General features: G+C 27.4%; 25 protein-coding genes. 15 read left to right on the top strand and 10 right to left on the bottom strand.

Going from position 1 to position 20,731, the window contains the following annotated elements:
• From ABVS04_RS12660 to ABVS04_RS12650, 3 genes are all read left to right on the top strand, one after another.
• On the top strand, positions 1–396 hold a 396-nt coding region (locus ABVS04_RS12660; RefSeq protein WP_368031102.1), incomplete at its 5' end, for a pyruvate kinase alpha/beta domain-containing protein.
• A 220-nt stretch (positions 397–616) separates the two neighbouring features.
• A complete protein-coding gene (locus tag ABVS04_RS12655; protein ID WP_258237463.1) occupies positions 617–751 on the top strand; it encodes a hypothetical protein in 135 nt (44 codons plus the stop codon).
• Entirely contained in the window at positions 751–1,068 is a 318-nt protein-coding gene (locus ABVS04_RS12650; RefSeq protein WP_368031101.1) for a hypothetical protein, read from the top strand. The genes ABVS04_RS12655 and ABVS04_RS12650 overlap by 1 nt, the downstream gene beginning before the upstream one ends.
• A gap of 113 nt (positions 1,069–1,181) precedes the next feature.
• Here the strand turns inward: ABVS04_RS12650 and ABVS04_RS12645 are convergent, their stop codons facing one another.
• The 3 genes from ABVS04_RS12645 to ABVS04_RS12635 all read right to left on the bottom strand — a co-directional run bounded on the left by ABVS04_RS12645 (position 1,182) and on the right by ABVS04_RS12635 (position 5,951).
• Positions 1,182–2,375 (bottom strand): TolC family protein, encoded by a 1,194-nt coding sequence (locus ABVS04_RS12645; protein WP_368031100.1) that lies wholly within the window; start codon positions 2,373–2,375, stop codon positions 1,182–1,184.
• A complete protein-coding gene (locus ABVS04_RS12640) occupies positions 2,347–3,546 on the bottom strand; it encodes an aspartate aminotransferase family protein (protein WP_368031099.1) in 1,200 nt (399 codons plus the stop codon). Before ABVS04_RS12640 ends, ABVS04_RS12645 begins: the two co-directional genes overlap by 29 nt.
• A gap of 77 nt (positions 3,547–3,623) precedes the next feature.
• The gene (locus ABVS04_RS12635) at positions 3,624–5,951 is read right to left on the bottom strand and encodes a fatty acid cis/trans isomerase (RefSeq protein ID WP_368031098.1); all 2,328 of its coding nucleotides are present in this window, start codon (positions 5,949–5,951) and stop codon (positions 3,624–3,626) included.
• A 99-nt stretch (positions 5,952–6,050) separates the two neighbouring features.
• Here ABVS04_RS12635 and ABVS04_RS12630 point away from each other — a divergent pair, with 99 nt between their 5' ends.
• From ABVS04_RS12630 to ABVS04_RS12620, 3 genes are read left to right on the top strand one after another with little or no spacing between them, the layout of a single operon-like run.
• Complete coding sequence (locus ABVS04_RS12630) at positions 6,051–6,929, top strand: aspartate carbamoyltransferase catalytic subunit (RefSeq protein ID WP_368031097.1); 879 nt, start codon at positions 6,051–6,053, stop codon at positions 6,927–6,929.
• A 1-nt stretch (position 6,930) separates the two neighbouring features.
• Complete coding sequence (locus ABVS04_RS12625; RefSeq protein ID WP_368031096.1) at positions 6,931–7,902, top strand: aminodeoxychorismate synthase component I; 972 nt, start codon at positions 6,931–6,933, stop codon at positions 7,900–7,902.
• 9 nt (positions 7,903–7,911) lie between these two features.
• A complete protein-coding gene (locus ABVS04_RS12620) occupies positions 7,912–8,481 on the top strand; it encodes an aminotransferase class IV family protein (RefSeq protein WP_368031095.1) in 570 nt (189 codons plus the stop codon).
• Here ABVS04_RS12620 and ABVS04_RS12615 read toward each other — a convergent pair.
• Positions 8,463–9,104 (bottom strand): transglutaminase-like cysteine peptidase, encoded by a 642-nt coding sequence (locus ABVS04_RS12615; RefSeq protein WP_368031094.1) that lies wholly within the window; start codon positions 9,102–9,104, stop codon positions 8,463–8,465. The genes ABVS04_RS12620 and ABVS04_RS12615 overlap by 19 nt on opposite strands.
• A 39-nt stretch (positions 9,105–9,143) precedes the next feature.
• Between ABVS04_RS12615 and ABVS04_RS12610 the strand changes: the two genes are divergently transcribed.
• From ABVS04_RS12610 to ABVS04_RS12600, 3 genes are read left to right on the top strand one after another with little or no spacing between them, the layout of a single operon-like run.
• Positions 9,144–9,578 (top strand): hypothetical protein, encoded by a 435-nt coding sequence (locus ABVS04_RS12610; RefSeq protein WP_368031093.1) that lies wholly within the window; start codon positions 9,144–9,146, stop codon positions 9,576–9,578.
• Positions 9,579–9,593: 15 nt separating this feature from the next.
• Entirely contained in the window at positions 9,594–10,280 is a 687-nt protein-coding gene (locus tag ABVS04_RS12605) for an AzlC family ABC transporter permease (protein WP_368031092.1), read from the top strand.
• Positions 10,273–10,593, top strand: a complete 321-nt coding sequence (locus ABVS04_RS12600; protein WP_368031091.1) for a branched-chain amino acid transporter permease — start codon at positions 10,273–10,275, stop codon at positions 10,591–10,593. Before ABVS04_RS12605 ends, ABVS04_RS12600 begins: the two co-directional genes overlap by 8 nt.
• Positions 10,594–10,663: 70 nt before the next feature.
• Here the strand turns inward: ABVS04_RS12600 and ABVS04_RS12595 are convergent, their stop codons facing one another.
• The 6 genes from ABVS04_RS12595 to ABVS04_RS12570 all read right to left on the bottom strand — a co-directional run bounded on the left by ABVS04_RS12595 (position 10,664) and on the right by ABVS04_RS12570 (position 14,063).
• Positions 10,664–11,662: a beta-ketoacyl-ACP synthase III gene (locus tag ABVS04_RS12595; protein ID WP_368031090.1), complete on the bottom strand. Its 999-nt coding sequence runs from the start codon at positions 11,660–11,662 to the stop codon at positions 10,664–10,666.
• Between the two features lie 27 nt (positions 11,663–11,689).
• Positions 11,690–12,697, bottom strand: coding sequence for a phosphate acyltransferase PlsX (gene plsX, locus ABVS04_RS12590; RefSeq protein ID WP_368031089.1), 1,008 nt, complete (start codon positions 12,695–12,697; stop codon positions 11,690–11,692).
• On the bottom strand, positions 12,697–12,849 hold the full coding sequence (gene rpmF, locus ABVS04_RS12585) for a 50S ribosomal protein L32 (protein ID WP_172124604.1): 153 nt from the start codon (positions 12,847–12,849) through the stop codon (positions 12,697–12,699). Before rpmF ends, plsX begins: the two co-directional genes overlap by 1 nt.
• Positions 12,850–12,860: 11 nt before the next feature.
• Positions 12,861–13,238, bottom strand: a complete 378-nt coding sequence (locus ABVS04_RS12580; protein ID WP_368031088.1) for a hypothetical protein — start codon at positions 13,236–13,238, stop codon at positions 12,861–12,863.
• 26 nt (positions 13,239–13,264) lie between these two features.
• Positions 13,265–13,678 (bottom strand): nucleoside-diphosphate kinase, encoded by a 414-nt coding sequence (gene ndk / locus ABVS04_RS12575; protein WP_172124608.1) that lies wholly within the window; start codon positions 13,676–13,678, stop codon positions 13,265–13,267.
• Positions 13,679–13,787: 109 nt separating this feature from the next.
• On the bottom strand, positions 13,788–14,063 hold the full coding sequence (locus ABVS04_RS12570; RefSeq protein ID WP_368031087.1) for an NADH-quinone oxidoreductase subunit I: 276 nt from the start codon (positions 14,061–14,063) through the stop codon (positions 13,788–13,790).
• Positions 14,064–14,341: 278 nt separating this feature from the next.
• Here ABVS04_RS12570 and ABVS04_RS12565 point away from each other — a divergent pair, with 278 nt between their 5' ends.
• From ABVS04_RS12565 to gdhA, 6 genes are all read left to right on the top strand, one after another.
• Entirely contained in the window at positions 14,342–14,938 is a 597-nt protein-coding gene (locus ABVS04_RS12565; protein WP_368031086.1) for a peroxiredoxin, read from the top strand.
• A 183-nt stretch (positions 14,939–15,121) separates the two neighbouring features.
• Positions 15,122–16,450 (top strand): transcription termination factor Rho, encoded by a 1,329-nt coding sequence (rho, locus tag ABVS04_RS12560; protein ID WP_368031085.1) that lies wholly within the window; start codon positions 15,122–15,124, stop codon positions 16,448–16,450.
• Between the two features lie 122 nt (positions 16,451–16,572).
• Complete coding sequence (locus tag ABVS04_RS12555; protein ID WP_368031084.1) at positions 16,573–17,529, top strand: methionine ABC transporter ATP-binding protein; 957 nt, start codon at positions 16,573–16,575, stop codon at positions 17,527–17,529.
• Positions 17,529–18,167 (top strand): methionine ABC transporter permease, encoded by a 639-nt coding sequence (locus ABVS04_RS12550; RefSeq protein ID WP_368031083.1) that lies wholly within the window; start codon positions 17,529–17,531, stop codon positions 18,165–18,167. The genes ABVS04_RS12555 and ABVS04_RS12550 overlap by 1 nt, the downstream gene beginning before the upstream one ends.
• Before the next feature lie 12 nt (positions 18,168–18,179).
• Positions 18,180–19,004, top strand: coding sequence for a MetQ/NlpA family ABC transporter substrate-binding protein (locus ABVS04_RS12545; protein WP_368031082.1), 825 nt, complete (start codon positions 18,180–18,182; stop codon positions 19,002–19,004).
• A 354-nt stretch (positions 19,005–19,358) separates the two neighbouring features.
• On the top strand, positions 19,359–20,711 hold the full coding sequence (gdhA, locus tag ABVS04_RS12540; protein ID WP_368031081.1) for an NADP-specific glutamate dehydrogenase: 1,353 nt from the start codon (positions 19,359–19,361) through the stop codon (positions 20,709–20,711).
• Positions 20,712–20,731: the final 20 nt, after the last annotated feature.

The following is a 20,731-nucleotide window of genomic DNA, read 5'->3' as shown; positions in this document are numbered from 1 at the left end:
ACTGTTACAAAATTAGCAGATGATTTAAAAGCAAATGGTATTTTAGCACTTACAAGTTCTGGAAAATCAGCTTTAAAGATGTCAAGATATAGACCAAAGACTCCAATCTTTACTTTTACTCATAAGAAAAAAGTATTAAATTCATTAACAGCAATTTGGGGAGTTGAACCAATTGGAACAATAAAAGAAGCACAAGCTTCAAAAATGTTTCAAAAAATGCTAAAAGCTCTTTTAGAAAAAGGATTGTTAAATACTAATGGTTTGTATGTAGCAACTGTTGGATATCCAGTAGGAATGCCAGGAAGTACAAATACAATCAAAATTTTAACTCCATCTGAAATAGAATATTATTTAAATTTTAAAGAAATTAAAGAAAAAGATAAAAAGTCTAAATAACTAAAAAGAAGAAATAAATTTAGATTTATTTCTTCTTCCTGCATTTTATAATTTCACCAATTTAATCATTTGTTTTAACTTTATTAATTGTGGTTATTTTAAATTTTTTTGCCAAGCATATAAAATACCCTAAATTATGTGCTTCAATTGCAATGACCTACAAATATAATAGTTAATTTTTGAAGATTTTGTTATAATTACAAATATTAGGAGTTTAGTTATGAGTAAAACACCATTTTCTAAAGAAAAAGCGTTAAAGTCTGCAACTGTTTCAAATCAAATCGAGGGTTATGCTCCAGTTAAAGATAAAGTAGTATTAAAAAAAGTTAAAGAGTATTTGTCTTTAATTAAATAATGAAATATTATCCACCTTCAAATCACATTTACTATGAAAATAGTGATCTTCCTATAAATAAACTAGAAATCAAAGAGCTTGAAATACTAACTGAGATTGAAAAAGAGTTATTAGTTAGAGCTTATGAAAAACTTCACAATGAATTAAATGAAAACATTGAATTCGATGAAAAATATTTATGTAAAGTTCATGAAACAACTTTTGCACCTCTATATACTTGGGCAGGAAAATATAGAACTGTAAATATTTCAAAAGATGAAAGTATGTTTTGTCCTTATATAAATTTAGACTCTTTCTTAAAAGAGATATTTAAATGAAGGAAATGGAAGAGCTTTAAGATTATTTTTTAAAATTATACCTCTAGCCGTTCATCTAAACAACTAACTTTTAATTAATCTAAAAAAATAATTTCTTAAATATTGCAAAACTTCTATTGAAGTTTTGCATACATTTCAAGAAGTTCTAATTGCTTATCTATTTCATAAACTTTTAGATCTAAAGATTTGATTTTTTGTGAATTTTGTAATGTGTCTAAATCACTTTGTGTTTTGATTTGGGCATCTTTTTCTTCATTTATGATTTTTAAAATAGAATCATAAACTTCTAAATCATCTTTTGTAATTTGCAATCTTTCATCAATCATTGCTATTTTATCAAGTTTTGTTTTGAAGAAAGTTTTTTCATCATCTTTACTATTTTCTAAATTTAATTTAGATTTTAGATAATCAATTTTTTTACTTTGAATATCGTTAAAAGTTCTTGAATCAAGAGGAATATTAAGTGTTAATCCAACTGTATGGGTATTATCTTTGTCTAAACTAGAATTATCATCAATTTCATGATATTTTGAATAAGTATAATAAGCATTTACACTTGGCAGATATTTTGCCATTGTCATATATGAATAATTTCCTTTTTTCATAACATCAGCTTCAATTTTCTTTAGGTTTAAGTTATTTTCTAAAAACTCTTTTTCATCAAATAGTTTAAAAGTTGGTAATTCAAAATTTGTATATTCTTTTGAAGAAATATTATTAAAATTGTTTATTAATTCTTGTTTTTGATATTTTAAATCTACCAAATTATGTTTTGTAGTATTTAGGGTTAAAAGTGCATCATCTAAATATGAAGCATCTAAAAAACCATTTAATACCTGTTCTTTTTTTCTATTCACATCTATTTTTGCATTTTCTAAAGTATATTTAGCTTTTTGTATATTTAGATTAGTTCTTTCAATATTATATAAAATATTTAAAGCATCTTTTATAAGCTCTTTTTTTTGCTGTTCTAAATCTAATTCCGCATATTTATATGTTGAATCTGCATATTTAATTGCTTGATAAATACCACCACTTTGGAAAATTGGCTGATTTATTGAAATTACAGAACGTTGTGTTTTATACTCTTCACCTAAATTATTTGTATATTGATAAGTAATTGGATTTATCCAATCTTTTCTTAACTTTGAACTATCTTCTTTTATTTGCTCGCCTGAAAGTTCAAAGTTTTTTAATCTTTTATCAGAGATTATCTTATCATCAAAAGCATCATTTGCAGCATATAAATTTATGCAAATTAAACTACTAAGGAGTAGTTTAATCTTGCTTGATTTTATCAAGTGCATTTTCTAACCTTTTAAATCCTTCATTCATCTCTTCTTTTGAGATAGTAAGTGCAGGAAGGAATCTAAGAGTATTTTTCCCAGCTTTTAAAACTAGAACACCATGTTCAAAAGCTGTTTTAATAACAAGAGCTAAGGTATCAGCATCTTTTACTCTTAATCCTCTCATTAGCCCAAGCCCTACATTTCCTGTAAAGATGTCTTTGTTTTTCTCATATACATCATTTAGTTTTGAATTAAAATAAATAATAGTTTCATCTAAAACTCCACTATCTTTTACTTCTTCTAAAATATCTAATACTTCTAAAGCAGCAGCAGTAACAAGATAATTTCCACCAAAAGTAGAACCATGGTCACCTGGGCTAAAAATATCTTTATGTGTAGTCATAATAGCTCCAATTGGAACTCCTCCACCTAAACCTTTTGCAAGTGTAATAATATCAGGTTGAATTTCATAAAGATTTGAAGCTAAAAATTCTCCTGTTCTATAAATACCAGTTTGTACTTCATCAATAATAAGTAAAATTTGATTTTCTTTTAAAAATTTTGCTAATTCTTGAATCTCTTTTTTATCAAATGGTTGAACCCCACCTTCACCTTGAACAAGTTCAATCATAACTGCAACAGTCTCATCATCAATTGCATTGTAAATATCATTTATATAATTATGATATGAAAAACCATCAGGATATGGAGCAAAATTTGGAGTATGCATTGAACTTTGTCCTGTTGCTTTTACTGTGGTAATTGTTCTTCCATGAAAAGAGTGAGTTAGTGTAATAACTTTATATCTTTTCTTTTCAAAATTTGTTTCACCAAATTTTCTTGCAATCTTAATAGCACCTTCATTTGCTTCAGCACCACTATTTGAGAAAAATGTTCTAATATCGTATCCACTTAATTCTCTTAATCTTTTTGCAAGTTTTGCTTGTGGCTCAATTCCATATAAATTTGAAATATGTGTTATATTTAAAATTTGCTCATAGATTTTATCTGCAACTCTTTTATTTCCATGTCCTACACTACAAACCGCAATTCCTGATGTAAAATCAATATAATCTTTATCATTTTCATCAAAAAGTGTAGCATTTATACCTTTTTTGAAATTAACATAATTTCTAGCATAAGTATGAAGTACATACTCTTTATCTAATTGTTCTAATTGTTCACTCATTTTTTTTCCTAAAAAAATTAAAATATCTTATTGGGCAAGATTATATCTAAAATATTTAAACCAATTATTAATTATTCTCAATTTCTTGCACGACTTATATATCTATTTAAATCAAATAATCCATAATTTAAAGGGTCTTGTTTTTTGAACTCTTTATCAAACCAATCGAATATTTCCCAAAAATTAGGATTTGCCCTATTAACTGCAAATTTTTCTACTTTTTTATTGTCTTCAGGTGTATCTTTGTAATTTTGTAAAAGATTAAAGAATTCATTTAAATCATCTTGTTTTACATTTACAAATACATTTGGATAAGAACCAATAAAGCCTTTTATGAAGTTTATTCTATCTTTTGTAGCGTCAAGTCTTGATTCTTCGTTAAAAAGTAAGGCAACATTTTTATGCCATCTATTTATTACAAGAGTATATATAAGATTTTCACCTGAGTTCATTTGAATTCTTATATAGGCTAGATTTGATTTACTATCTGTAAAATTTTTTATAATTTCTGAACTATTTGGAAGTGTTAAGGTTTTTAAACTCTCTTCGATCTCTTTTTCATCATTATACACATCTTTTATTTTATTTGCTTTGTAATCATTTTCAATGAAATTTATAGGATCTTTTTTGATATTTGCATATTCAAAAAATTTATTTACAAACTCTTTTTTATATTCAGTACTTGAGTATTTAATATTTACCTTGTTATTTGTTGGAATATATACACTTAAGTATTGAGCTAACCATCCTTCATACCAGGAATCAAAATACTTAACCCTAGAACTTCTAGGTAAATACTCTAAAAAATTACTTTCCCCTTCAATTCTTAGTCTATCCATATGTGTTCGTACAAGTAATTGATGTGCAGTATTTCCAAATACATCAAAACCTGCAACTAATGAATAATAAATTCGTTCAAGTAAAGGATAATCAATTACCCACATAGTTTTTGGAATATCACCAAATGCACCTTTATGAACTGATGCTGAATCAAAATGTCTATAAATTGTTAATATAGAATCATTTTCTTCTTTTTTATTTCCTTTCCAAATACTATTTATTGATAAGCCATCAGGATAATAATTATTATAAAGTCTTGCTTTATTTGTATGATATTTTTTAGATAATTCATAGTTATCTAAAACTTTAAATGTTTTAAATAAACTAGGATCTTCTCCATATTCATTTGGTATAGAAAGATTAGGAATATTATCATGTAAGAAGTATTTATCTTGAAGTGATAAATCATAGTTTGGATCCATAAACATTACCCAAAAATGATCTTGAATTACATTTAATGCGATTTGACCTTTACAAACTGGGCCCCTAATAAATGTCATTATTATATAATGAACATCATCAAGTAAGAATTGATATCTACTTTTTGAAGGAATTTGCTCAAATGTTTTTAATGGATTTGCAGAAATACCAACTTCATAAGATGGCAAAAATGGTTTTTGATCCCATGGTGTATTTATAAAAAGTTCATGATATCTTTTTAATTTATCATCATTTAATTTATAAATCATATGAGTTTTATGAACTATTGTTGATTCAATTTTCCTAAATCTATAATAAAAAGGTTCTTTTACTTCATCATAAGGAAACCTAGTAGCTATAATTTGTGGCTCATATCCAGTGGGTGTTTTTGAACGAATTAATTCAAAGAAATTTCCACTATTATCATCAAAAGTAATATGTGCTAAGAAAAGATGTTCGTAAATATATCTTGCGCTTATTTTGTGTTTTATCTCTTGATTATTTAAAAAATCTTCAAATTTTCTTATTTCATTTTGCTCAAAAGTTGTTTTGGTATTTTTGATAGTATCGTCAATAGCACCTTGCTTTAGCCAAGTCATTAAAAGGTTGTATTCATCTTTTTTTAATGCGGGAAATCCATATGGCATTCCTTTATGTGGATTATCTTTAAAAAAACTTGCTAACTCTTTTTTATCTTTTACGCAAGTTAATTCATCTGTTTCAGGTGAATAATCACCAATAATTTGGGGATTTATATCTTTTTGAAAAAGATATTGCATCATAATTGATTCATTTGAGCTTTCTAAACTATCAAGCATTGAGAAAAAACCTTTTTCTCTCCATTGTTTTTCATTCACAGCATCAATAAAAAGTCTTGTTGGGCTATCCGCACTTATTCTATTTGCATAAATATCGCTTTTAGAAGCACCTCTTTGTAATCCTTCAAAAGAAGATAACTTTAATTGACAAGGTGAGTTATAACAAGAGTGACAAGAAACACATCTATTGTCTAAAATAGGTTTAATATCTTGTGTAAAAGATATATGTTTTTCTATTACATCAAATTTTATAGGTTCAAGAGGTTTGACTGAACATGCTGTAAATATAAAAGCAAAAATAAGAATAATAATTGATTGAATTTTCATAATAAAGATTTCCTAAAAAATTAAAGTTTCTTATTATACAAAAAGTTTTATTTTTAAAGAGGTTTTTGCTAAAATCAAAACTAAAATTAAAGGAAAAAAATGCAGCACTTAATTAGAACTTCCGATTTTTCAAAAGATGAGATTTTAGGCTTATTTGATGACGCTAGAGAATTTTTAAAATTTGAACCAAATGAAATTTTAAAAGGTAAAATAATAGTTACACTATTTTTTGAAAATTCTACAAGAACAAGAAGTTCATTTGAAATTGCAGCTAAAAGATTAGGAGCTGAAGTTGTATCTTTAGATGTGAGCACTTCATCTGCTTCAAAAGGTGAAACAATATTTGATACAGTTGCAAATATAAATGCAATGAAACCAGATGCAATTATTATTAGACACTCAGAATGTGGATTACCTGAGTCACTTGCTGGATATGTTGATTGCCCAATTATTAATGCAGGTGATGGAAAACATGCTCATCCTACACAAGCTTTACTTGATTTATTTACTATTTATGAGCATTTTGATGGAAATACGCAAGGGAAAAGAGTTGCAATTGTTGGAGATGTAAGAACTTCAAGAGTTGCTGGATCAAATAGAAGATTACTTCCAAGATTTGGAATTGAAGTTTGTTTTATCTCTCCTGAGTGCTTTAGATATGATGGTGATGAATTTAAAACTTACATAAATATTTCAGATGTTATTGATGAACTTGATATTATTATGAGTTTAAGAACTCAACTTGAAAGACATAATCAAGTATATTTTGAGTCATTAAATGAGTATGCAAAAGATTTTTGTATAACAAATGAAGTGATGGGAGATAGAGATATTTTATTATTACATCCAGGTCCTGTAAATAGAAATGTAGATATTAGTGATGAGATGCTAAAAGATCCAAGATGTAAAGTGTTAAAGCAAGTTACAAATGGTGTAGCAATTAGAGCAGCAGTTTTGAAAAAACTAATATTAGGTTAATTTGAGTAAAAAATTAATAAAAGAAAGATTAAATAGATTTGGCTTTGAAAAAGAGCCATTTTTATTTGTAATTTCTTATGATTTAAGTGAATTTTATATAGAAAAACTCTCAAATCTTCCAAAAAATATCAAATTTGAATTAAACTCAAAAGAGCATAGTAAAAATAAAAAAATAAAAAAAACTAAATTAGAAAAATTTCCAATATCTTTTAGTGAGTATAAAAAAAGTTTTGATTATATTCAAGAGCAAATAAAAAACGGAAACTCTTATCTTTTAAATTTAACAGCAAAAACAAAAATAGAAACAAATTTGTCTTTAGATGAAATTTATGAAAATGTAGATGCAAAATTTAAGCTAAGATTTCAAAATAATAAAGATGATTTTGTATGTTTTTCGCCTGAGAGATTTGTAGAGATTAAAAAAAATAAGATTTCAACATATCCAATGAAAGGTACAATTGACGCCACAATAACAAATGCACAAGATAGAATCTTAGGTGATATAAAAGAGATGGCTGAGCATACAATGGTTGTTGATTTACTAAGAAATGATTTGGGAATAGTCGGAGAAAAAGTAAGAGTAAATAAATTTAGATATTGTGAAAAAATAAACGCAGGAGATAAAAAGCTTCTACAAATTAGCTCTAAGATATCTGCAAATTTACAAAATAATTGGAATGAAAAAATTGGAGATATTTTAACTTCAATATTGCCAGCAGGATCAATTACAGGAACTCCAAAGAAAAAAACTGTTGAAATACTTCAAAACGTTGAAAATTATAATAGAGAATTTTATACAGGTGTTTTTGGAGTTTTTGATGGAGTTAATTTAGACTCATCAGTAATGATTAGATTTATACAAAAAGAACAAAATGGTGAACTTTTTTATAAAAGTGGTGGTGGAATAACTTGTGACTCAAATGTAAATTTAGAATATCAAGAGTTATTAGATAAAATATATTTGCCATTTTAAAGGATGATTTTGGAAGAGATAAAATATTTTGAAACTATAAAATGTGATGATTATGAAATTTTTAATTTGGATTATCATAATAAAAGAGTAGCAAATACAATAGGATTAAATTTTAATTTACAAGAGTATATATATCCATTATCAGCTGATTTATTAAGATGTAAAATTATATATAATAAAGATGAAATTATAGATGTTCAATATTTCCCCTATGAAAAAAAAGAAATAAATTCATTTAAATTAGTTTATGATGATATAAATTATTCAAAAAAGTATTTAAATAGAGATACCTTAGATAAGTTATATGAACAAAAAAATGATTGTGATGACGTGATTATTATTAAAAATAATATTGTCACAGATACATCAATAGCAAATATTGCAATTTTTTACGAAAATCAATGGATAACATCTAAAAATTGTTTATTAAAGGGAACAACTAGAGATAGATTAATAAATGATAAATTCCTAATTGAAAAAGATATTAGTGTAAAAATGTTAAAGAAAGCTTCAAAAATTGCACTTATGAATGCAATGATAGGCTTTGATATAAAAGAAGATTACTCTTTTAGCGAATAAACTCTATTTAATAGTTTACTCCATCTATCTTCTTTCCCCCAATTTATTTTTATCTTTTCAGTAAATTTATTATGGGTAAATTTATATGAATCATTTTCATTAAAAGCAAATTTTGGTATTAATTTCTTTCTTTTTGTAAGTGGAATTACTTTACTACTTAAATTATCTAAAACTAAAGGAGTAGAGTTTTTATCTTCTAAATATAATAATACCATATGAGAATTTCTCTCACCTTTGATATCAACTACTCCAAAATAAAGTTTTTCCTTTGGAATATTAAGTTCAAGAAGAGTGAAATACTTAGTAATAGCATAATCTTCACAATCACCATGTCCTTGCAATAAAAATTCTTTTGGAGTAGCCCAATAATCAATAGATGATGCTGTAGAAATATCATGTGCAGGTAAAATTCTATTTATAAAAGAGTTTATATGGGATAGTTTTCTAATAAGCTCATAATCTTTAACTTTTATTTTTAATGTTTGATATTGATTTATTCTATTTAAAATAAAAGATTTTTTTTCTGAATTATTAATATAATTGAGATCTTTTTCATTTAGTTTAAATTCATAAGCAAATGAATAATTTAATAAGATAAAGATAAGGAAAATTAGTTGTTTCATAGGCTATAATAACATTTAATTTTTAAAATAGGGATTAATATGATTAATAATATTATAGAAGATATAGAGTATAAAAAAGTAGTTGAATTACAAATAAAAGAGTGTGTAACTTTTTTATTAAATAAAAATCAAGAATTTTCAATTACTGCAAATATTGAATCAGCAACATTTACTCCTGAATTACCAAAAGTAATAAAAGATAATATGCATAAATTTTCACTATTTATTTTAAGTAACTATACATATTCAACAGTTCAAATAAGTGATATGCATTTAAGTTTTGAAGCAGGTTTTGGGAATGAAAATTTTGGAAGTGTAGTTAATTTACCTCTACATTCAATTTTTCAAATTGTTGTGGATGAATCAATATTATACATAAATCCAGTTGCGACTGTAGAGAAATTTAATAAAGATCTAAAAAAGAACTCATTTAATGTATTTAAAAATAATCCAAATAATAAAAAATTCAACTAATAAACAAAAATAAATTTGAAATATAAAGAAGAATTAAAAAAAGCATTTCAGGTTTCCATACCTGTAATGATGGGATATGGAGTATTAGGTTTTGCTTTTGGATTATTATTAGTTTCTTTTGAATATCCTTGGTATTTAGCACCCATAATGTCACTATTTATCTATGCAGGTGCTTTGCAGTTTGTTGCAATTAACTTTTTTAATGTAAAAGCAGGAATGATTGATATTGTAATTGCTTCTTGGTTTATAAATATTAGACAATCTTTTTATGGTTTATCTTTACTCAAAAGATTTAAAGATACAGGTAAATTTAAAACATATCTGATATTTGGTTTAACTGATGAAACATATGCTCTATTAACCACAATTAAAGATGATGAATCATTAAATAAAAGATGGTACTATTTTTTTCTAACGGCACTTAATCAATCATACTGGTTTATTGGTTCAACTTTGAGCGCAATTATAGGCTTAAATATTAAATTTAACACTGCAGGATTAGAATTTTCATTAACAGCTCTTTTTGTTGTTCTTTGTATTGAACAATATAAAAATTTAAGAAATATTGCTCCTTTTTTTATTGGAATAATTGCTTCAGTGTTTGCATTAATTTTTATCCCAAGTGATAAAATGTTAATAGTATCAATAATGATTGCTTTAATTTTAATGTTTACATTTAAAAATAGAGTTGAACATGAGTAACTACGAAATATATTTAGCAATTGTAATTATGGCAATAGTTAATTATTTTACAAGAGTTTTTCCTTTTTTATTTTTTAGAAAAAATGATGTACCAGCTTATATCTTATTTATTGAAAAGTATTTCCCATCTGTGATTATGACAATATTGATTTTTTATACATTAAAAGATATTAATTTCTCTTTACAGCCTTATGGATTTAAAGAGATTGGTTCAATTGTGTTTACTGCAGTTTTACATCTACTATTTAAAAACTATTTAGTTTCTATTTTTATAGGAACAATTTTCTATATGGGATTAGTTCAGTATATATAAGATTTATGATTTAATGATAGATAGTTTTAGTGTATTAAAGTAGAAATAAAATAGGAGAATCCTATTTTATTTATTTCTTTGGTGAGAATTTAAATAGAGCAGAACCCCAAGTTAATCCACCACCGAAGGCATCAAAAAGAACTGTATCACCAGCTTTTATTCTACCTTCTTCAAAGGCATCATTCATGGCCATAGGAATTGATGCAGCTGACGTATTACCATATTTATGTACAGTAACAACAGTTTGCTCATCATTAAATCCTAAGGCTTCACCTACAGCTTTTATGATTCTAAGGTTTGCTTGATGAGGAATAAAGTGATTTATATCCTCATTTGAAAGATTATGTTTTTTCATCATTACTTGAACATCTGATGTTAATGTTTTAACAGCAAGTTTGAAAGTTTCGTTACCTTTCATTTTTATACATGCCATTTTATTTTCTAAAACTTCAGTAGAACAAGGATGTTTACTTCCTCCACCTGGAGTTTTAATTAAATCTTCATAATTACCATCACTTGAACAATTTACATCAATAATAGCTTCATTTTTATTATCTGTAGCAGAAATAATAGCAGCACCTGCTCCATCTCCGAAAATAAAACAAGTACCTCTATCTGTATAATCAAGAATAGAAGTATATGTTTCAGCACCAATAATTAGTACGTTTTTTTTCATACCAGATTCAATAAATGCTTTAGCAATTGATACAGCATATACAAATCCTGTACATGCTGCACTTATATCAAATGCCATAACAGGAGGAAGTCCTACTTTTGCTGCAATTAAACAAGCAGTTGATGGCATACATAAAAAATCAGGAGTAACAGTAGCACAAATTACTAAATCAACATCTTCTTTTGCTATTCCAGCTCGTTCAATTGCAATTGTAGCTGCTCTTGCCCCTAAATCAGACGAAGCTTCATCAACTTCAGAAATTCTTCTTTCTTTAATACCAGTTCTTTTAGTAATCCACTCATCACTTGTATCAATAATTTTTTCAAAATCTGCATTTGTCATTATCTTTGGAGGAATATAAGCTCCAATAGATCTAAAAGCTGCATATGTCATTTACATATCCTTATATTGAATATAGTATTAATTAATTTCTTGTTCAGTACTATATTTTGCTAATCTTTGTTCAATTATATTATCTAAATTTGAACTTGCTGCATTTATTGCTTGAAATATAGCGTTTTGAATTGCTTTTGGATTTGATTTTCCATGGGCAATAATAACAGGAGCTTTAACACCAAGTAATGGTGCTCCACCATATTCAGCATAATCAACTCTTACTTTTAAGTTTTTGAAAACTTTTCTCATAAGAACTGCACCAGCAATTGAGATTAGAGATCTTTTTAAATTTTTCTTAATAATTTTACCGATTGTGTCTGCAACACCCTCAGCTGTTTTAAGTAAAATATTACCAACGAAACCATCACAAACTACAACATCAACTGTTCCTTTGAAGATATCACTACCTTCTACATTTCCTGCGAAATTTGGAATTTTTGCTAATAGCTTATAAGCTTCTTTAGTAACTTCATTACCTTTACTATCTTCTTCACCATTACTTAACAATCCAACAATTGGTTCATCTAATCTAAGCGCATATTGCGCATACACTTGTCCCATAATTGCAAATTGAAATAAGTTTTTCGCATCACTATCTACGTTTGCTCCAACATCTAATACTAAGGTATTTTGATTTTCACTTGTAGGCATTAATGTGGCAATTGCTGGTCTACTTACACCTTTGATTCTTCCTATTCTTAATGTAGCTAATGACATTGAAGCACCAGAGTGACCTGCTGATACAACAGCATCTGCATTTCCATCACGTACTAATTCTATAGCTTTATAAATAGTTGATTCTTTTCTTTTAAGCGCATCTGTTGCTGAATCACTCATACTAATTACATCATCTGTATCTAATATTTCAATTCTTGATAAAAGGCTTTGTGGAAGTAATGGTAAAATTTCATTTTTTTTACCAACTGCAATTGCAGTGAAGTTATTGTTTTTTCTAAGTGCTGTTACTAAGCCCTCAATTATAGGTTCAGGACCGAAGTCCCCACCCATAGCATCTATTGCAATTTTTAGCATTAGTTTTTGTATTCACCAGTAGTTGGATTAACCATATGAGGCATTTTCCAAGTTCCGTCAACGTCTTTAACAGGTTTTTTTAATGTTATTTTATAGTGAGTTCTTCTCTTTGCTGCTCTAGTGTGAGATACTCTTCTCTTAGGTACTGCCATTTTAATTCTCCTTAAAATTCTTTTTCAAAATTATCACCAATTTGTAAGCAATCCTTACATATGTGATAGTCGCTTTTTATACTATTTAATTCACTTTCGATTATTTCATCAAAGTTAATTAAACTGTTTTCCACTTCAATTACTAAATATTCACTTTCATCTTTGTTATAAATACCATCGCTTAATAATAAATGAAGCTCTTCATCAACTTCAATTACTTCAGTGATTCCACATCTACAACAATCAATATCAATATTACCTAATAATACTGCGTCAACTTTTACTAATGATTGCGATATTTTACAAAAAGTACCTTCAATTTTAACTGAATTGTATTCAACTACCAATTCCTTGGTAGTTTGAGGCACTTTTCTAAATTCAATTTTCATTATAAAACTAATTAATTAATAGATAATTAACAAATTTCTTTTTGAGCAAAGAAGAAATTAATTTCATTTGCTGCATTTTCTAATGAATCTGAACCATGAACTGCATTTGCATCAATTGATTCTGCAAAGTCTGCTCTGATTGTTCCAGCTGCTGCTTCTTTAGGATTAGTAGCACCCATTAATTCTCTGTTAATAGCCATAGCGTTAACACCTTCTAAAACTGTAACTACAACTGGTCCTGAAATCATGAACTCAACTAAGTCTTTAAAGAAAGGTCTTGCTGCGTGAACTGCGTAAAAAGCTTCAGCATCAGCTTGGCTTAATTGCATTTTTTTAGTAGCTGCAATTCTTAATCCAGCTGTTTCAAATCTGTCTAAGATTTTTCCAACTACATTTTTTGCTACAGCGTCTGGTTTGATGATTGATAATGTTTGTTCCATTACTTATATTCCTCGATTTTTTTTTAAGTCGCGGATTATACCTAAAAAATAAAAAAAAGGCAAGTAGTAAAAACTACTTGCCTTTTTTTAGCTTAAATAATTGTTATAATTAATCTTCAACTACAGGAGAACCAACAGTTCCTCTATCTTCTCTTTCAACTGCACTTGAACCAACTTCGTCCCATACAATACAACCCTCAGTTGGACATGCGTCAGCACATGCTGGTGCATCATTATGACCTACACACTCAACACATTTATCAGAGTATACATAATATACATCTTCACCAGTTGGATTTTCGTCGTTATCAACAATCGCTTCTACTGGACACTCATCTAAACAAGCATCACAACTAATACAAATATCAGTAATTCTAACTGCCATAATATTTCTCCTTAATCTTAATAAATTTTAGAAAACTTTATCACAGTAAATATAAAACTATCTTTAAAGTTTTAAAATTGTTACTTTTAAGAATTAATATTATTTTTAAAGTTACAAAATAGAACTAATTTATTAATAAAAAGTAAATATAGATAATAAATTTTATCTAATGATAATAGTTTTTATAAATTTACAAATTTAAGGAAAATTACAGATAATTTTAAAGATATTGTTATATAATTTCGTATTGATTAATTAAAAATAAAAAGGATTTAAATATGTTAGTAACAAAAAAAGCTCCAGATTTTACAGCTAAAGCTGTACTTGCAGATGGTCAAATTGTAGAAAATTTTAACTTATATGAAAACATTGGTGAAAAAGGTGCGGTATTATTTTTCTACCCATTAGATTTTACTTTTGTATGTCCTTCTGAAATTATTGCATTCTCTAAAAGAATTGAAGATTTTACATCAAGAGGTGTATCTGTAATTGGTTGTTCAGTAGATTCTCAATTCTCACACTTTGCATGGAGAGAAACTCCTGTAGAAAATGGTGGAATTGGAAGAGTTAAATTCCCACTAGTTGCAGACCTTTCAAAATCAATTTCAAGAGATTATGATGTATTATTTGGAGAATCAGTAGCATTAAGAGGATCTTTCTTAATTGATGCAGATGGTACAGTAAGACATGCAGTAATTAATGATTTACCACTTGGAAGAAACATTGATGAAATGATCAGAATGGTAGATACTATGATTTTTACAAATGAGCATGGAGAAGTTTGTCCAGCTGGTTGGGTAAAAGGTGACGAAGGAATGAAAGCTAATACAGCTGGTGTTGCTGAGTACTTAGCAAAAAATGAAGGTAAATTATAATATTTAACTATATTATATATGTATAAAAGGGTATCATATTAACTGATATCCTTTTTTTATGTTAAGCAAATTTATTGACAATTTCTAAAATAAACACTACAATAATACTAATACTTTAAGAAAACTACAAATAAACTACAAAACTACATAACTTATTATGTAAAATCAAAGGCAAACATACTCATGGAAGAGTCTAAAGAAGAAATAAAAACAAAAACCACAAACTCTAAAAAAACAAGGACTCATATTCCTGTTGAAGGTTATAGAATTGAACAATTAAGAGAACTACCCTTAGAAACTCTAATTAATATTGCAAATGACTTAGATGTAGAAAATCCCCAAGAATTAAAACGACAAGATTTGATGTTTATGATTTTAAAATCTCAAATTGATGCTGGTGGATTCATTTTATTTACAGGTATATTAGAAATAAAAGAGGGTGGATTTGGATTTTTAAGAGCAATAGATGGAAATTTTTCAGACACATCAAATGATTCTTATGTAAGTGCTACACAAATTAGAAAATTTGCATTAAGAACAGGAGATATTGTTTCAGGTCAAGTTAGACCTCCTAACAAAGAAAGTGAAAAATATAATGCTTTACTAAAAATAGAAGCAATAAATTACCTACCTGTAAAAGAGTCTAAAAATAGACCACTTTTTGATAACTTAACTCCACTTTATTCAACTGAAAGATTTAAGTTTGAATATGATTCAAATAAAATGACAGGGAGAATGCTTGATTTATTTGCGCCTATGGGAAAAGGACAAAGGGGATTAATAGTAGCTCCTCCTAAAACTGGTAAAACTGAGTTATTAAAAGAATTAGCTCATGCCATATCAAGAAATCATCCAGAAGTTAATTTAATGGTATTGTTAATTGATGAAAGACCTGAAGAAGTTACTGATATGCAAAGATCTGTAAAAGGTGAAGTTTATTCTTCTACTTTTGATTTACCTGCACATAATCATGTTAGAGTTGCTGAAATCGTTATTGAAAAAGCAAAAAGACTTGTGGAGATGAAAAAAGATGTAGTTATCTTATTAGATTCTATTACTAGACTTGCACGTGCATATAATACAGTTACCCCATCTTCTGGAAAAGTACTTTCAGGTGGAGTTGATGCAAATGCATTACATAAACCAAAAAGATTTTTTGGAGCTGCTAGAAATATTGAAGAGGGTGGATCTTTAACTATTATTTCTACAGCACTTATTGAAACAGGTTCAAAAATGGATGAAGTTATTTTTGAAGAGTTTAAAGGTACTGGAAATAGTGAAGTTGTATTATCAAGAAATGCAGCAAATAAAAGAGTTTACCCAGCTCTTGATATTACAAAATCAGGTACTAGAAAAGAAGAATTACTTCTTACTCCTGATGTATTACAAAAAACATGGATTCTAAGAAATGCAATTGCTGCAATGGATGAAGTTGAAGCACTTAAATTCTTATATTCAAAAATGCAAAAAACTAAAAATAATGAAGATTTCTTCAACTCAATGAATGAATAATAGAATCGCCTATGGCGTTTCTATTTAATACAGAAAAACTACTATAAATTATACATTAATTACAATTTAACAAATATTTTATAAATTTTCATATACTATTGCACTCTCAATAAGGATAGGTTATGATAAATATAAAAAATTTAAATAAATATTATTCTCATACAAAAGTTTTAAATAATATATCTATTGATATTAAAAAAGGTGAAATTTTTGCAATCGTTGGACATAGTGGTGCTGGAAAATCAACACTTTTAAGATGTATTAATGGACTAGAAGATTATTCTGAAGGTACATTATTAGTTAATAATAAAGAGATTAAGAATTTAAAAAAAGATGAATTAAGAGAGTTTAGAAAAAATATTGGAATGATTTTCCAACACTTTTCATTAATTCAAAGAAAAACAGTATTTGAAAATGTAGCATTACCAATGCAACTTTGGGGATACAAAAAAGATGAAATTTCAAAAAAAGTAAAAGAGTTATTAGTTTTAGTTGGATTAGATGAAAAAATTGATTCTTATCCAAAAGAGTTAAGTGGAGGTCAAAAGCAACGTGTGGCAATTGCCAGAGCTTTGACTTTAAATCCTGATATTTTACTTAGTGATGAAGCAACATCTGCCCTTGATCCAAATACAACAACATCTATTTTAAATCTTTTAAAACAGATAAGTGAGGAATTAAATATTACTATTATATTAGTAACCCATGAAATGGAAGTTGTAAAACAAATTGCTCAAAAAGCACTTTTATTAGAGCATGGAAATATTATAGGTTTTGATGATACTGAAGAGTTGTTTTTAAAGCCTGATAATAAAATGAAAGAATTTTTAGGCGAAACAGAAGTTGTTCCTAAAACGGGCGTAAATATAAAACTCTATTTTCCAAAAGATAATGCTTTTCAATCATTTATTACAAAAATGGCAAGAGAGTTAAATATGGATTTTAATATTGTTTGGGGGAAACTCGAAGAGATAAATGGGCATATTGTTGGAAATATGGTAATAAATATAGAAAATGAAACAAAAGAGATTGTTATAAATTATATAAAAGAACACGATATTGTTTGGGAGGTATTGTAATGTTTGATATTTTATTTCCAGCTCTTGGTGAAACTATTTATATGTCATTTGTATCTACTTTTTTTGCTGTTATTATTGGATTCTTTTTAGCAATTGTTTTAACACTTACTTCAAAAGGTGGACTAAAAGAGAATTTAAAAATTTATTCAATACTTGATGTAGTAATTAATACATTAAGATCGTTTCCTTTTATCATATTAATGATAGTTTTGTTTCCACTTACAAAGTTTTTAATTGGAAAAAGTATAGGAACAACTGCTGCTATTATTCCTCTTACAATTGGAGCTGCTCCTTTTGTGGCAAGATTAATAGAGAGTGCATTAAAAGAAGTGGAGATTGGTGTTATTGAAGCTGCTAAATCTTTTGGGGCAAGTGACTTTCAGATTATTTTTAAAGTTATGTTAATTGAAGCTCTTCCTTCTATTATTTCAGCAATTACTCTAACACTTATTACTGTAATTGGTTTTTCTGCAATGGCAGGAGCTGTTGGAGGTGGAGGTTTGGGAGATGTGGCTATTAAATATGGTTACTATAGATTTCAAACTGACACTATGATTTACACTGTACTAATTTTAATCGCCTTAGTACAGATAGTTCAAAGTTTAGGCGATTATTTATATAAAATTACTAAAAAATAAAGGAAAAAATTTATGTTAAAAAATATTTTAAAAATTACACTTGCAGGTGCCGTTGCACTAGGACTTATAGCTTGTGATTCAAAAGATACAAAAAAAAATGAAGAAACAAAAACAGAAGCTAAACAAACCGTTATTAAAATAGGAGCAACTCCTGTTCCACATGTTGAGATATTAGAAGCTGTTAAACCATTATTAAAAGCTAAAGGTTATGATTTAGAAATCGTTGAATTTACAGATTATGTAACTCCAAATATTGCAGTAAATGAAGGTGAATTAGATGCTAACTTCTTTCAACATTTACCATACCTAGAAGAGTTTAATAAAAATAAAAATACAGATTTAGTGAAAACTGTAAATGTACATTTAGAGCCAATGGGACTATATTCAAATAAAATCAAAGTGTTAAGTGATTTAGAAGATGGTGCTACAATTGCTGTTCCAAATGATCCAACAAATGAAAGTAGAGCTTTAGATATTTTAGTAAAAGAGGGTTTATTAACATTTAAAGATGTAGATTTTAAAACAGTTGTTGATATTGTAGAAAATCCAAAAAATCTTAAAATCAAAGAGTTAGATGCTCCACAATTACCAAGAGTTTTAGATGAAGTTGATGCTGCTATTATTAATACAAATTATGCATTATCTGCAAACTTAAATCCATTAAAAGATGCTCTTGTTATTGAATCAAAAGATTCTCCTTACGCAAATATTGTTGTAGTTAAAAAAGGAAATGAAAATAAAGATTCTATAAAAGCTTTAAAAGAAGTTATTAATTCAGAAGAAATTAGAACTTTTATTAAAGAAAAATACCAAGGTTCTATTGTAGACGCTTTTTAATTTAAAGGGAAATTACTTCCCTTTAAATATTTTTGTACATTTCTAAGTAATTTAAAATATCCCTTAATTTTATTTCGTTCATTCCTAAATCATTTGTATCAATTTTTTCTCTTTTACAAGAATCAACAATATCGCAAACTCTAATTTTATTTGTAATTAAAAAATCTTTTCTTCTTTTAATCTCTTCCTTTGTATTTGAATATACTAATTAGATTCTATCATAGATAGATTTAATCTAGAAAAATACTATTTAAGTTACTTTTTCTTTAAAACATATATAAATTATATACAATTGTATAAAAAATATTAATTTTCTGATAAAATATTTTTTCAATTAAAAAAGAAGGAAAGCACATGTCATATTTAGAGGAAGTTTTTAATTATCTTAAACGAACGAGCCCTGCTCAAACAGAATTTTATCAAGCTGCAGAAGAAGTTTTGTATTCGTTACAACCCTTATTAGATAAATATCCAAAATATAGAAAACACAAAATTATTGAAAGAATTGTTGAGCCAGAAAGACAAATTATGTTTAGAGTAAATTGGGTTGATGATAATGGTGAAATTCAAGTAAATAAAGGTTATAGAATAGAATTTAATTCTGCGTTGGGACCATATAAAGGTGGTTTAAGATTTCATCCAAGTGTAAATGCTGGTGTAATTAAGTTTTTAGGATTTGAACAAATTTTTAAAAATGCATTAACTGGTCTTCAGATTGGTGGAGGAAAAGGTGGAAGTGATTTTAATCCAAAAGGAAGATCTGACAATGAAGTTATGAGATTCTGTCAAGCCTTTATGAGTGAATTATTTAGACATATTGGTGCGAATACAGATGTTCCAGCTGGAGATATTGGTGTTGGGGCTAGAGAAATTGGATATATGTTTGGAATGTATAAAAAACTTGCAAATAAATATGAAGGTGTATTAACAGGAAAATCACTAAAATGGGGTGGATCTTTAGCAAGAACTGAAGCAACAGGATATGGTTGTGTTTATTTTGCTAAATATATGTTAGCTGCACGTGGGGAGAGTTTAGAAGGTAAAAAATGTATTGTTTCTGGTTCTGGAAATGTTGCTATTTATACTATTGAAAAATTATATCATTTAGGTGCCTTACCTATTACATGTAGTGATTCACGAGGAATGATAATTGATGAGCAAGGAATTGATTTATTATTGTTAAAAGATTTAAAAGAAGAACAAAGAGCTAGTTTATCAGAGTATGTAAAACATAAACCTATGGCTAAATATATTCCTGTTGAAGAATATCCAGAAGGTAGAAATGCAGTTTGGTCTGTTCCTTGTTTTGCAGCATTCCCAAGTGCAACTCAAAATGAATTAAATTTAGAAGATGCAAAAGCATTATTAGGAAATGGTTGTAAATGTGTAAGTGAAGGTGCAAATATGCCTTCAACAGCTCAAGCTGTTGATTTATTTATTGAGACTAAAATAGCTTATGGTCCAGGAAAAGCAGCAAATGCAGGTGGAGTTTCTACAAGTCAATTAGAAATGGCACAAAATGCTTCAATGCTTTCATGGACTTTTGAAGAAGTTGATGCAAAACTTGATCAAATTATGAAAAATATATTTGAATCAGCAAGCTCAACAGCTGCTGAATTTGGACAACCTACAAACTTAGTTTTAGGGGCTAATATTGCAGGATTTAAAAAAGTAGCTGATGCTATGATTGAGCAAGGTTTAGTATAATTTTTTATGTAATACTCTAA

Source organism: Arcobacter sp. s6 (genome assembly GCF_040884245.1).
GTDB lineage: Bacteria > Campylobacterota > Campylobacteria > Campylobacterales > Arcobacteraceae > Aliarcobacter.
This window is presented reverse-complemented; position numbering and strand designations above follow the sequence as displayed.